The organism is Paraburkholderia sp. Ac-20336 (assembly GCF_017105025.1).
In the GTDB taxonomy this organism is placed as follows: Bacteria; Pseudomonadota; Gammaproteobacteria; order Burkholderiales; family Burkholderiaceae; genus Paraburkholderia.
In genome coordinates this window covers 25,674-38,433 of sequence record NZ_JAAGPS010000008.1, presented here as the reverse complement: position 1 = coordinate 38,433, position 12,760 = coordinate 25,674, and the positions used below count along the sequence as shown (strand labels likewise).

The following is a 12,760-nucleotide window of genomic DNA, read 5'->3' as shown; positions in this document are numbered from 1 at the left end:
CGACCCTACAGGAACTTGCCTACGCGCCTGATGCTTCCGCTTTTCTGCTGTTCGCTGGCCGCCTGCAATTTTGCGCCGAGGTATCAGCAGCCCGATCTGCCGATTGCCGATCACTTCGACATGATGGAGACGGTCAATCCGGCCACCGCGCATCTTGCCAGCGAGATCGACTGGCAGACCTTTTTCGCCGACCCGCAACTGAAGCAACTGATCGAGGCGGCGTTGCAGCACAACCGCGATCTCGCGGCGTCGATGGCGCGCATCGAGCAGGCGCAGGCGTTTTATCGCATCCAGAACGCCGCGCGTTTGCCGCACGTCAATGCCAACGCGAGCGCCACGCGCACCAAGGCTCCGCTCGGCTCGATCGACCCCGAGTTCGACAACACCGACGTATCGGTCAAATTCAATCAGTACAACGTGCAAGCCGTGGTGACGTCGTTCGAACTCGACTTCTGGGGACGCGTGCGCAACATGAGCGAGGCGGCCCGCCGCCGATATCTCGCGAGCGTCGAGGCGCAACGCGCGTTTCGTCTGTCGCTGATCGGCAACGTCGCGGCGAACTACTACGCGATCCGCTCGGGCGAAGAAGGCGTCGAACTCGCGCAGCGTACGCTCGAAACGCGCCGCTATGCGCTCGATGTCGCGAAGCTGCGGCTCGATGCGGGCGTTACGTCGACGGTCGATTACGAACAGGCCGCCGTGCTCGTCACGCAAGCGCAGACGCAGCTCGCGGAGTTGCAGCGGACCACCGCGCAGCAGCGCAATCTGCTTGAAGTGCTGGTCGGCGGACCGCTTGGCGATACGCTGCCGCTCGCAACGCCGATCGCCGACGCGAGGCAGTTCGGCGACCTCGACCCGGGGTTGCCGTCCGGGCTGCTCGTCAATCGTCCCGACATCCAGCAGGCCGAGCAGCAACTGCGCGCGGCGGATGCCGATATCGGCGCGGCGCGCGCGAACTTCTTCCCGCGTATCGCGTTGACGGGCAGCTTCGGCTACGTGTCGCCGGAACTCGGCGACCTGTTCGTGCCCGGCAAGCAGGCGTGGTCGGTCGGTGCGCTCGTCGGCATGCCGATTTTCGATGCGGGTCAACGTCAGGCGCAACTGGCGCAGGCGCGCGCACGGCGCGACGAACTGGTGGCCGATTACCAGCGCACCGTGCAGAACGCATTTCGTGAGGTATCCGATGCATTGATCGGACGGCAGCGCTACAAGGAACAGATCGCGGCGCAGGAGCAGGCCGTCGAGGCGCAGCGGCAACTCGCCGAAACAGCCGAATTGCGCTATGAGAACGGGATCTCGATCTATCTCGAGGTCGTGGACGCGCGCCGCAATCTGTTCTCGGCCGAGCAGCAACTGATCCAGTCGCGCGCGACCGCTTTGCAGAATGGCGTATCGCTGTATGTTGCACTGGGTGGCGGCCCCGATGCGCCTCGTACGCCTGATGCGTCAGGCGACGTGCCGCCCACTACGGTGCAAGGCACGTCGCAGCGAACCTCACAGGTGAACGGAGCGCATCCGCCCAATTGATCGAGGCACGCGCGCTTCCTGGGCGTCGTGCCCGCCGCCGGCATTGCGCCGGAGGGTCAAACCGGTCAGCCGAGCGTGACGTCGACCGATGCTTCTTCGCCATTGCGCACGACGGTGAGGGACACACTGTCGTCGGCCTGGGCGATCATGCGCTTCAGTTGCTCGACGCCGTGAATCACTTTGCCGTCGACCGCAACGATGATGTCGCCCTCCTCGATGCCGGCCTCGGCGGCTGGGCCTGTGGCCTGTTGCACGATCACGCCACCCGGCAACGACGCTTCCTGCTGCTCGTCTTCGCTGAGCGGACGCACGGCCACGCCGAGACGCGGACGGCCCTGTTGCTGCCGAGGCTCCTGCTGCATGCGCGGTTCGGCCGACGCCACGTCGGACGACTGCGCGCCCACCGTGATCGACAGCTTGCGCTCGCCGCCATTGCGCCATACGTTGAGCGTCGCGTCGGTACCGGGCGACAGTTGCGCGACCTGCCCGACCAGTTCGGTCGTGTTGCCGATCCGCTTGCCGTTCACGGCGACGATCACGTCGCCCTGCCGCAAGCCGGCCGCCTGTGCGGGGCCGCTCGGATCGACCGAGCCGACCAGCGCGCCGGCCGCCGAATCGAGGCCGAGCTTCTTCGCCTGCTCGGCGCTGAGCGGCTGCACGCCCACGCCGATACGGCCGCGAGTCACGTGACCGGTACTCACGAGCTGGTCTTTCACGTGCATGGCCGCGTCGATCGGAATCGCGAACGACAGGCCCTGGAAGCCGCCGGTGCGAGAATAGATCATCGAGTTGATGCCGATCACTTCGCCGTTCAGATTGAACAGCGGACCACCCGAGTTACCGGGATTGACCGGCACGTCGGTCTGGATAAAGGGGATAGGACTGTCGTCCGAGAAGGAGCGCGATTTCGCGCTGATGATGCCCGAGGTCACCGTGCTGTCGAAGCCGTACGGCGAGCCGATTGCCACCACCCATTCGCCGACCTTGCTGTTGTCGGGATTGCCGATCTTCACGGTCGGCAGATTCGTTGCTTCGATCTTCACCACGGCGACGTCGGTGGTCTTGTCCTTGCCGATCACACGGGCGCGGAATTCGCGGCCGTCCGTGAGTTTCACGCTCACGCTGCTCGCGCCGTCGACGACATGGTTGTTGGTCAGGATGTACCCGTCCTGGCTGATGATGAAGCCCGAACCGAGCGCTTCGCCACCGCTTTTGCGTTCGCCGTTTTCATCGACGGACGCGGCCTCTTTCACGCCGATATGCACGACCGCCGGGCTATAGCGCGACACGATGCCGGAGAAGTCCGGCGCGGACGAACGGGACCCGATGATGTCCGATGCCGCGCGCAGCGATGACACCGGGCCTTGCGCATCGCTGACGGATGCATCGGCATTGCGATGGCTAAGCGTATAGGCGCCGCCGATCGCGAGTACGACGCAGACTGCCGCGCTGCCGCGCCAATATTTCTTGGTGGTCATAGTGGGAGATTGTTGCGATGGGTTACGAGGTGGATGCGTAATGTAGTGGCCCCCACTTAAAGCAGTCTTAAAGATAGTGAGCGATCTGAAAGCACCGCAGAAGGCGATCGCGAGTCCTGTTTTGCAGGCTTATCCGTACATCACACGCGTTTGCGGCGAGGATTGCGCAGGTCTTTTTTCCGCGCTTTTTCATCTCGGCCCCCGTGATTTCCCCAGGATTGACCTCACCGGAAGCGGTTCCGATAATAGCCATATCGTGGACTTAATATCCACATTGTGGACATTCGGTAATTTCACAAGGAACTCCCATGCCCGAGGCCAATCGCTCCGAGATGACGCCGTACCAGTTGCCGTTCCCCAAGGAAGCGCAGCAGGAAATCGTCGTGCCCTTCGCCATTCCGACCGATGAGCGCGTGTGGGTGCCGCAAGCCGAAAACGTGTCGTTCCGGCCGCTGTGTCTGAATGCGTCGCAGGGTTACTGGATGAATCTGCTGCGCGTGCGCAAGTCGGGCGTGCTGAGCCGTCATCGTCATCCGCAGAGCGTGCACGGCATGGTGCTCAAGGGCCGCTGGCGTTACCTGGAGCACGACTGGGTCGCCACCGAAGGCAGCTACGTATACGAGCCGCCGGGCGAAACGCATACGCTCTACGTGCCCGACGACGTCGAGGAAATGATCACGTATTTTCAGGTCAACGGCGTGATGTTCTATTGCGACCCGTACGGCAACTACACCGGCTACGAGGACGTGTTCACGAAGATCGACATGTGCCGCAAGCACTACGCGGCGGTCGGTCTCGGCGAGGACTACGTCGACCAGTTCATCCGATGAGCGCGCCCGCCATGCGTACCCGCGCCGCCCGATACGATTTCTCCGGGCGCATCGCGGTCGTGACCGGCGCGGCCACCGGCATTGGCCGCGCGATCTGCGAGGCTTTCGCGCGCGATGGCGCGGTAGCGCTCAACTGGGACCGCGTGCCGGGCGCCGAGGACACGCCCGATGTGCCTCGCCACTTCGAGGTCGACATCACGCAGCCCGCGTCGATCGAGGCCGCGCTCGCCGCGACGCTCGACGCTTACGGCCGCATCGATTACCTCGTCAACAACGCGGGTTTCGCGGGGCCGACGCTGCCGCTCGACGAATACGATCCGCTCGAATGGCAGCGCGTGATCGACGTGAACCTGCTCGGCACCTATCACGTGAGCCGCTTCGTCGTGCCGGCGATGCGGCGCGCGAACGCCGGGCGCATCGTCAATGTTGCATCGCTTGCGGGCAAGGAAGGCACGCCGAATGCGTCCGCCTATAGCGCGGCGAAAGCCGGCGTGATCGCGATGACCAAATCGCTCGGCAAGGAGCTCGCGCAGACCGGCATTCTCGTGAACGGCATCGCACCCGCCGCGGTGCAAACCACCCTGCTCGAACAGATGTCGCCGCAACACGTGCAAACGATGATCGACAAGAGCCCGATGAAGCGGCTCGGCACCGTCGAAGAAGTCGCGCAACTCGTGCTGTGGCTTTGTTCGGATTCCTGCTCGTTCAGCACGGGTGCGATCTTCGATCTGTCGGGAGGGCGCTCGACCTATTGACGCCCACCGGCGAGCTTGCAGAAAAATCTTGTAGAAAAACCGCGGCATGGCAGCACCATTCCTACATCGGCAGGACACCTTGCGCAGGAGACAAACATGCTTCAGAAGTCACAGCGTCTGAAACGGATCCAGGTGGTCGCGGTCGTCTTCCTGACGGTTGCGGGCATCGTCAACTATCTCGATCGCAGCACGCTGTCGATCGCGAATCATCTGGTGAGCGAGGAACTGCATCTGTCGGCCTCGCAGATGGGTTTGCTGCTGTCCGCGTTTTCTCTTTCGTACGCGTTCGCGCAGTTGCCGGTCGGCGCACTGCTCGATCGTTTCGGCTCGCGTGTGATGCTCGGGCTCGGCATGCTCGTATGGTCGGTCGCGCAGGTCGCGGGCGGCTTCATTCAGACGCTCAATCACTTCCTGAGCGCGCGCGTCGTGCTCGGCGTGGCCGAGGCGCCGCTCTTTCCCGCCGGCGCGAAGGTCGTCAACGAATGGTTCGCGGTGCGCGAACGCGGCGCACCGATCGGCACGTTCATTTCCTCGTCGACCGTCGCGCCGATGATCGCGCCGCCGCTGCTCACCGTGCTGATGCTTTCTTTCGGATGGCGAACGATGTTCGTCATCATGGGTGTGCTCGGCGTTATCGTCGCGGTGGCGTGGTACATGGTCTATCGCAATCGCAGCGAAATCGCGCTGACCGAAGAAGAAACCGCGCACCTCAACGAAGGCGCCAACGTCGCGGAAAATCCGCAGGGTCTGAGCTGGGCCGAATGGGGCGCGCTCTTCAAGCTGCGCAACACGTGGGGCATGATTTTCGGCTTCATGGGCGTGATCTACATGGTGTGGCTGTATCTGACGTGGCTGCCGGGCTATCTCGAGAACGAGCGGCATCTGAGCATTGCGCACACCGGCTGGCTCGTGTCGATTCCGTATATCTTCGGTACGATCGGCATGGCGAGCAGCGGCTATATCGCCGACGCCCTGCTCAAGCGCGGCATGGCGCCGATCCGCAGTCGCAAGTGGCCGCTGTGCATCGGCCTCGTCGGCGCCGCGGCGTTCACGGTGCCGGCCGCGTACACGCCGAGCACGACGCTCGCCATCGTCTACGTGTCGCTCGCGATGCTGTTCGTCAACCTGTCGAGCGGCAGCGCGTGGGCGCTCGTCAGCGTCGCGGCGCCGCGCCATCTGGTGGCGTCGCTCGGCAGCATGCAAAACTTCGGCGGCTATCTGGGCGGCTCGTTCGCGCCGGTCATCACGGGCATCGTCGTCGATCAGACGCACTCGTTCGTCAATGCGCTGCTGATCAGCGCGGGCGTCGCGTTCGCCGCGGCGCTCGTCTACCTGTTCGTCGTCAGGGAAGTGGCGCCCGCGCCGCTGTCCGGTTCGATCGAAACGCAACCGACCTGAACCTTCGCCCGACCACCCTCCAGAAGCTGCGACTCACATGACATTCCAGAACGATCTACTCGAAGGCAAGACCGCATTCGTGACGGGCGGTTTTTCCGGCATCGGCGCGGCAATCGCGAATGCGCTCGCGCAACTCGGCGCACACGTCGTGGCAGCCGGTGTGCCGTTGCCCGAAGGCGCGCCGGACGCATTGAACCGCGCGGTCTGGCGCGTCACGCTCGACGTGCGTTCGGACGACGACATTGCCGCTGCGCTGCACGCGTTCGAACGTCTCGACATCGTGGTCAATTGCGCGGGCGTCATCAGCCGTGGCGACGAGCATCGGATCGACGTGTTCGAGCGCGTGATGGACATCAACCTGCATGGCACGATGCGCGTCTGCACGGCCGCGCGCGCCTTGCTGAAGGCGTCGGGCGGCTGCATCGTAAACACCGCGTCGATGCTGAGCTTTTTCGGCGGCGGTCTCGTGCCCGCCTACAGCGCGAGCAAGGGCGCGGTCGCGCAGTTGACCAAGTCGCTCGCGCTCGCCTACGCGGCCGACGGCATCCGCGTCAATGCGATCGCGCCGGGCTGGATCGCGACGCCGCTCACCGAGGCGCTGCAGAGCGACGACGGCCGCTCGCAGGCGATTCTCGAGCGCACGCCGCTGCGCCGCTGGGGTACGCCCGACGAGGTCGCGCAGATTGCGGTGTTTCTCTGCACGCCGGCGGCGTCGTTCATGACGGGCGCGATCGTCGCGGTCGACGGCGGCTACCTCGTCGCGTGACGGCGTAAAGCGGCGTCGCGATCGTTCGGCCGCGCGAATGAAGGCATAATGGCCTCCCCGCGCCCTGCTCCTGTCCGATGCCGACTTCCGCTGCAAAAAACGTGTCCAGACCTGCTGCAAAAACCGCCTCGAAGGCCGTGGCAAAAACCGCTTCGAAGCCGGGTTCAAAGCCGGGTTCAAATCCCGCCTCAAAGCCGGGCTCCCGTCCCGCCACGCGCGCCGCCGCGGCCGACGCCGTCGCCGGAAAAATCGGCGTCGGCGCTGACGACAAAGCCGACAGCAAAGCCGTGGCCGGCGCGGCCGCATTCTCGAAGTTCATCGCGGTGTTGCAACTGATCGCCGATGCGCAGACGCCGCCCAACGTCGCGAAGCTGAGCGCGGCAAGCGGCTATCCGCGTCCGACCGTGCATCGCATCGTGGCCGCGTTGCAGGCCGAGGGGCTGATCGTCGCGACGGGCAGCGGTAGCACGTTCGGCCTCGGCCCGCGGCTGATCAACCTCGCGAGCCATAGCTGGGAGCGCTCGGACCTGCGGCTCGCCGCGGTCGACGCGTTGATGGCACTACGCGACGTCACGGCCGAGACGATCCACCTCGCGGTGCCGAGCCAGGGCGAGATGGTCTACATCGAAAAACTCGAAAGCCCGCACGCGGTGCGGATGGCGTCGCGCATCGGCACGCGCGTCTCGCTGACGTCGAGTTCGGTCGGCAAGGCTTACATGGCGACGCTCGGCACGGCCGAACGCGAGGCGCTGCTGAAGGACGCGCCGCTCGTGCGCTTCACCGAGCACACGCTCACCGATCTCGACGCGGTTCGCCGCGAACTCGACGCTACCGCGCAACGCGGCTACGCGGAAGACCGCGAGGAAAACGAGGTGTCGATCTGCTGCTACGGCGCGGCGATTCGCGGTCCGGACGGACGCGTGGCCGGCTGCGTGAGCATCAGCATGCCGACGTTCCGCCGCCGCGCTGACGCGCGCACGAGCTATATCGAGCCGCTGCTCGCGGCATGCGAGGCTATCGCGCGGCGGCTCGGCCCGGCGAGCGGGCGGTAGCGGCCGCGGTTGCCTGCGGTAATCGTTACCGCCGTTGTATAAGGACCGCAGATCGGCCGTGCGCCGGCGCGAGGATGCCGCCGCGCCGGCCGAAACTGCTATTCTTCCTCTCGCGCGCCCCGATCGGGCCGCCCGCCGCCCACAAGCGGCCGACCCCGACAGCCTCCCGGCGGCGCTCACGCGCCCGACTTCGCAAAGACAGGAATACGCATGTTCGGTTTTCTGCGCGGCTATTTTTCCAACGACCTCGCGATCGACCTCGGCACGTCGAACACGCTCATCTACATGCGCGGCAAGGGCATCGTGCTCGACGAGCCCTCGGTCGTGTCGATCCGCCAGGAAGGCGGCCCGAACGGCAAGAAGATCATCCTCGCCGTCGGCCGCGAGGCGAAGCAGATGCTCGGCAAGGTGCCGGGCAACATCGAGGCGATCCGCCCGATGAAAGACGGCGTGATCGCCGATTTCAACATCACCCAGCAGATGATCAAGCGCTTCATCCAGATGGCGCACGAGTCGCGACTCTTCGCGCCGTCGCCGCGCATCATCATCTGTGTGCCGTGCGGCTCGACCCAGGTCGAGCGGCGCGCGATCAAGGAGGCCGCGCACAGCGCGGGCGCCTCGCAGGTCTATCTGATCGAGGAGCCGATGGCCGCCGCGACCGGCTCGGGCCTGCCGGTGTCGGATGCGACCGGCTCGATGGTCGTCGACATCGGCGGCGGCACGACCGAGGTCGGTGTGATCTCGCTCGGCGGCATCGTCTACAAAGGCTCGGTGCGCGTCGGCGGCGACAAGTTCGACGACGCGATCGTCAACTACATCCGCCGCAACTACGGCATGCTGATCGGCGAGCAGACCGCCGAGGCGATCAAGAAGGAAATCGGCTCCGCGTTTCCGGGCTCCGAGGTCATGGAGATGGAAGTGAAAGGCCGCAATATGTCCGAGGGCATTCCGCGCAGCTTCACGGTGTCGAGCAACGAGATTCTCGAGGCGCTGACCGATCCGCTGAACCAGATCGTGTCGGCCGTGAAGATCGCGCTCGAGCAAACGCCGCCGGAACTCGGTGCCGACATCGCCGAGCGCGGCATCATGCTGGCGGGCGGCGGCGCGCTGCTGCGCGACCTCGACCGCCTGCTCGCCGAAGAGACCGGCCTGCCGGTGTTCGTCGCCGAGGCGCCGCTGACCTGCGTCGTGCGCGGCTCGGGCATGGCGCTGGAGCGCATCGAGAAATTCGGCGGTTCGTTTTCCTACGATTGATGCGTGCGTTGCGGTGCGGGCCGCCTTGCGCGTGGCCGTGCACCGTTACCGCGACCGCCGCAACGATTATCCACCCCGGCAACATGACGACCCTGCCCGACTACGAGCCCCCCGCCGACGAAAACGCGCTGCTGCTGAAGTGGATTCGCCGCGCGCGCGAATCACAGATGAGCCATTACGACATGGCCGACCGGCTGTCGGCGCGCGAGCGCCGCATCGGCTGGCTCGTGACGGTGTTGAGCGCATTCGTCGGCACGGCTGTGTTCGCGTCGCTGAGTACGCCGCCGTTGTCGATCGGGATGAGGATTTTTGTCGGGCTCGTCAGTGTGACGGCCGCGGTATCCGCGGCGTTGCAGACGTTCCTGCGCTATGCCGGGCGCGCCGAAAAGCATCGCGCGGCCGGTGCGCGCTATGGCGCTGTGCGGCGCAGGCTCGAAGCGGTGTTTGCCGGCGACGCCGACGCGCGCGACGCGCACTACCTGGCCTCGATCCGCATCGAACTCGACCGGCTCGCCGAGGATTCGCCGAACGTGCCGCCGCGTGTTTTCTATCGCACGCAACGCGCGCTGCTCGCGGACAAGGCGCGCGGGCGCGATGCGTGAATGTGGCTCATGAAGGTGCCCCATGAGGGCGGCACCTGAAGGCGATGCATCACGGCAATTGACGGCAAGGCATGAAAACGCGGCAGCCGGCGCCGCGTGACGCATGCCCTTGCCTTTACCGTTCTCCTTACCCGCCGCTCACAGATCGTCGGCGCTGATCCCCAACTCGCCCGCCATGCGCCGCACGACGGCCTGCAGCCGGCTCACCTCGTCGGCAAGGCGCTTCTGTTCGGCCTTCAGCGATTCGAACGCGGAAAGTGGCACGCTGTCGTCTTCCGCCGCGGACAGCGCGGCCTCGCTCACGCTGACCTCGCCGCACAGCAGATGCGTCCAGCGATGCTCGCGCTCGCCCGCCATGCGCGGCAGCCTGACGACGCGCGCCGGATCGTTCGCGGCCAGTTCGTCGAGAAACGCCTCGACCGAGGAGATATCGGCGAAACCATGCAGGCGCGCGCTATTGAGGCGCAGCTCGGCGGCCGTTTGCGGACCGCGCAGCAGCAGCGTGGTCAACAGTGCGACCGACTGCCCCGGCAGACCGTAGACGCGATTCATGTTGTGCTCGAAGCGCGGCACGCGGCTGCTGCTGCCTTCGATCACGAGGCTCAGACGCTTTAATCCGTCGATGGCGGTCATCACCTCGGCCTCGGTCGCGTTCATGACCGGCGCGCGGCCGGTCTTCTGATTACAGCCGAGCGTCAGCGCGTTCAGCGAAAGCGGATAACTGTCCGGCACGGTGTGCTGTTTTTCGACGAGCACGCCGAGCACGCGCCCTTCGAGCGCCGTCAGCGCGCGGATCGAGGGACGGGAAGAAGCGTCGGGAATGGAGTTCATGGGGGAATGCCGGGTCTCGTGATGGATGCGCGCGCCCTGCTGCTAGCCGCGCGTTCGGTCGGGTGGGCACTATGATAAACGGCCCGGACCGGCGCGCGGCGTCAATCGTGAGGCCCGGATGCCCGGCGAGGCGCGGCCTGGTTCGGCCCGCTTCGGTCGATTCCGCCGGCTCCGATTCATCCGCTGCGTTTCCCCAGGTGCGTGTCCTCAGGCGCGTCTCGCATACTTGAACGTGCCCTGCGCGCTCGCGATCAGCAGCCGGCCGTCCACCCAGGCCTCGCCGCGCGAAAAGAAGATCGAGCGGCCCGCGCGTTCCAGAAAGCCCTTCGCGGTGACCGACGCGCCGAGTCCCTTGTCGAGATAGTTGGTGGTCAGCGACAGCGTGAAGCCATGCCGAGGGGGCTGCCCAGGCGGCGCGTAGAGCCCCGCGTAACCGGCCGCCGCGTCGAGCAGCGTCGCGATCGCGCCGCCTTGCAGCACGCCCTGGCGGTTGAGCTTGCTCGCGTCGATCGGCATGAGCAGTTCCGCGTAACCGTCGCGCCATTGCGTGAGACGCACGCCGAGGGATTCGAGGAAGGGATTGTCGATGGGAAGATCGGACATGGTGCGAGGAGCCTGAACTGTTCTGGAACGAAACGTGAGCATACCCGCGATCCGCCCGCGATTGCGACGAACCGTGTGCGCCTGGTGCCCTGTCTGTGCCCTGTTCGCGACGCGCAGCAGGAACCGTCGCATCTGCTAGTGTTGCGGGATCAGCGTTTCTTTCGTGGAAAACTCATGCCGTCCATGCGCTCCGCCGCCCACCGAAGCGGCCGTCTCAGCGACGCGCGAATCGCTGCCGAAGCCGCGCGCCGTCTTGCATGGGACGCGGCCGTCCCGCCGCACGCCGTGCGCGTGAAGGTCCAGCGCGGCCACGTGACGCTTTTCGGCGAACTGCGGGACGCGCGCCAGCGGCGCGCGATGCTCGAAGACGTCGCGCGCCTGTTCGGCGTCACCGGCGTGACGGATCGCACCGTCGCCGCAACGCGCTAGCGCGGGCCCGCACCAGGAGATTGCGCCGTTTCGTCGCGCAGCAATGCCCGGCAATGCCGCGCGATCTGCTTTTCCTCTTCGGTGTGCAGCACCCTCACCTTTCCCGCCAGGTCGTTCGGACCGCTCGGATCATTTTCGGCCAGTCCGAGAAACGCGAGTCCCTCGCACACGCGCCGCCGCACCTGCGCGCTGTGTTCGCCGATGCCGCCCGTGAACACGAGCAGATCGATCCCGCCAAGCAGCGCCGCATAGCCGCCGATCGTCTTGCGCACCGCGCTCGCGAACGCATCGATGGCGAGCGCGGCTTGCGCGTCGCCGCTGGCCGCGCGTTTTTCGAGCGCCTGCATGTCGCTCTCGCCATCGGCGTAACCGGCCAGGCCGCTGTGGCGATTGAGCAGCGTTTCCAGGGCATCGGCATCGAGCTTTTCGGCACGCATCAGATACAGCAGCACGCCGGGATCGAGGTCGCCCGAGCGCGTGCCCATCGGGATGCCGCCGGTCGGCGTCAAGCCCATCGACGTATCGACCGATTGGCCGTCGAGCAGCGCGCAGACGCTCGACCCGTTGCCGAGATGCGCGAACACCGCGCGCGGCGGCAACGCCGCGCCCAACTGCGCGACGAGCGATTCGTACGAAAGCCCATGAAAACCGTAGCGGATCACGCCGGCATCCGCATAACGGCGCGGCAACGCGAATTGCGCCGCGCGCGGCGGCAGCGTCGCATGGAACGCCGTGTCGAAGCACGCGAAGTGCGTGGCGTCGCCGAAGATTTTCGTCGCCTCGTCGATCAACGCGAGCGCCGGCGGTATATGCAGCGGCGCGAAGTGCAGCGCTTCGCGTAACCGGCGCCGCACCTCGCCGGTAAGCCGCTGGTGCGTGCGCAGGTGCGGACCGCCATGCACGACGCGATGCCCGACCGCCACGGGCCGCGCATGATGCTGCTGCGCGAGCATTTGCGAGAGCTTTTGCAGCGCGTCGGTTTGCGTTTCGAGTCGTTGCTCCTGCTGCAATAGCACGCGGCCGTCGGACGCCTTGATGCGCAGGCGGCCGTCGCCGCGCCCGATGCCTTCGGCCGCGCCTTCGAGCAGCAGCGCTTCGTCATCGTCGGCATGAGCGGTATCGGCGGCATGAGTGCCACGAGCAGCACGAGCGAACAGCCCGAACTTCAGCGACGACGAACCGCTGTTGAGTACCAGAATCGTCTGCTCCTGAGCGTCGGTGTGCATGGCGTCCTC

Annotated in this window: 13 protein-coding genes; 9 read left to right on the top strand and 4 right to left on the bottom strand. The window is 65.9% G+C overall.

The features are described from left to right. The first annotated feature begins 30 nt into the window (after window positions 1-30). Window positions 31-1,527 carry an efflux transporter outer membrane subunit gene (locus tag GXB81_RS05425; RefSeq protein WP_241016252.1) on the top strand — a complete coding sequence of 499 codons (1,497 nt, stop codon included), beginning with the start codon at window positions 31-33 and terminating at the stop codon, window positions 1,525-1,527. 65 nt (window positions 1,528-1,592) lie between these two features. Here GXB81_RS05425 and GXB81_RS05420 read toward each other — a convergent pair whose 3' ends face one another. Continuing rightward, the gene (locus tag GXB81_RS05420; RefSeq protein ID WP_205988577.1) at window positions 1,593-3,005 is read right to left on the bottom strand and encodes a trypsin-like peptidase domain-containing protein; all 1,413 of its coding nucleotides are present in this window, start codon (window positions 3,003-3,005) and stop codon (window positions 1,593-1,595) included. Between the two features lie 308 nt (window positions 3,006-3,313). On the opposite strand from GXB81_RS05420, the gene GXB81_RS05415 reads away from it, so the two are divergent. The 7 genes from GXB81_RS05415 (at window position 3,314) to GXB81_RS05385 (ending at window position 9,662) form a co-directional block, all read left to right on the top strand. Then, window positions 3,314-3,835: a 2,4'-dihydroxyacetophenone dioxygenase family protein gene (locus GXB81_RS05415; RefSeq protein WP_167041924.1), complete on the top strand. Its 522-nt coding sequence runs from the start codon at window positions 3,314-3,316 to the stop codon at window positions 3,833-3,835. A gap of 11 nt (window positions 3,836-3,846) precedes the next feature. Beyond that, window positions 3,847-4,590 carry an SDR family NAD(P)-dependent oxidoreductase gene (locus tag GXB81_RS05410; RefSeq protein WP_167041922.1) on the top strand — a complete coding sequence of 248 codons (744 nt, stop codon included), beginning with the start codon at window positions 3,847-3,849 and terminating at the stop codon, window positions 4,588-4,590. A gap of 96 nt (window positions 4,591-4,686) precedes the next feature. Beyond that, a complete protein-coding gene (locus tag GXB81_RS05405; RefSeq protein ID WP_167041920.1) occupies window positions 4,687-5,988 on the top strand; it encodes an MFS transporter in 1,302 nt (433 codons plus the stop codon). Window positions 5,989-6,025: 37 nt separating this feature from the next. Next, complete coding sequence (locus GXB81_RS05400) at window positions 6,026-6,754, top strand: SDR family oxidoreductase (protein WP_205988576.1); 729 nt, start codon at window positions 6,026-6,028, stop codon at window positions 6,752-6,754. A 248-nt stretch (window positions 6,755-7,002) separates the two neighbouring features. Then, entirely contained in the window at window positions 7,003-7,806 is an 804-nt protein-coding gene (locus GXB81_RS05395; RefSeq protein WP_205988611.1) for an IclR family transcriptional regulator, read from the top strand. Between the two features lie 210 nt (window positions 7,807-8,016). Further along, a complete protein-coding gene (locus GXB81_RS05390) occupies window positions 8,017-9,060 on the top strand; it encodes a rod shape-determining protein (RefSeq protein ID WP_167041916.1) in 1,044 nt (347 codons plus the stop codon). Between the two features lie 83 nt (window positions 9,061-9,143). Then, the gene (locus GXB81_RS05385; protein WP_167041912.1) at window positions 9,144-9,662 is read left to right on the top strand and encodes an SLATT domain-containing protein; all 519 of its coding nucleotides are present in this window, start codon (window positions 9,144-9,146) and stop codon (window positions 9,660-9,662) included. A 138-nt stretch (window positions 9,663-9,800) separates the two neighbouring features. On the opposite strand, the gene GXB81_RS05380 is transcribed toward GXB81_RS05385, so the two are convergent. Both GXB81_RS05380 and GXB81_RS05375 read right to left on the bottom strand, forming a co-directional pair. Continuing rightward, window positions 9,801-10,493 (bottom strand): YceH family protein, encoded by a 693-nt coding sequence (locus GXB81_RS05380; RefSeq protein ID WP_167041910.1) that lies wholly within the window; start codon window positions 10,491-10,493, stop codon window positions 9,801-9,803. 207 nt (window positions 10,494-10,700) lie between these two features. Then, complete coding sequence (locus GXB81_RS05375) at window positions 10,701-11,096, bottom strand: PaaI family thioesterase (RefSeq protein ID WP_205988575.1); 396 nt, start codon at window positions 11,094-11,096, stop codon at window positions 10,701-10,703. 183 nt (window positions 11,097-11,279) lie between these two features. Here GXB81_RS05375 and GXB81_RS05370 point away from each other — a divergent pair, with 183 nt between their 5' ends. After that, a complete protein-coding gene (locus tag GXB81_RS05370) occupies window positions 11,280-11,525 on the top strand; it encodes a BON domain-containing protein (RefSeq protein WP_205988610.1) in 246 nt (81 codons plus the stop codon). Here GXB81_RS05370 and GXB81_RS05365 read toward each other — a convergent pair. Next, a complete protein-coding gene (locus GXB81_RS05365; protein ID WP_205988574.1) occupies window positions 11,522-12,751 on the bottom strand; it encodes an acetate/propionate family kinase in 1,230 nt (409 codons plus the stop codon). The two genes, GXB81_RS05370 and GXB81_RS05365, sit on opposite strands and share 4 nt — an antisense overlap. Window positions 12,752-12,760 lie beyond the last annotated feature (9 nt).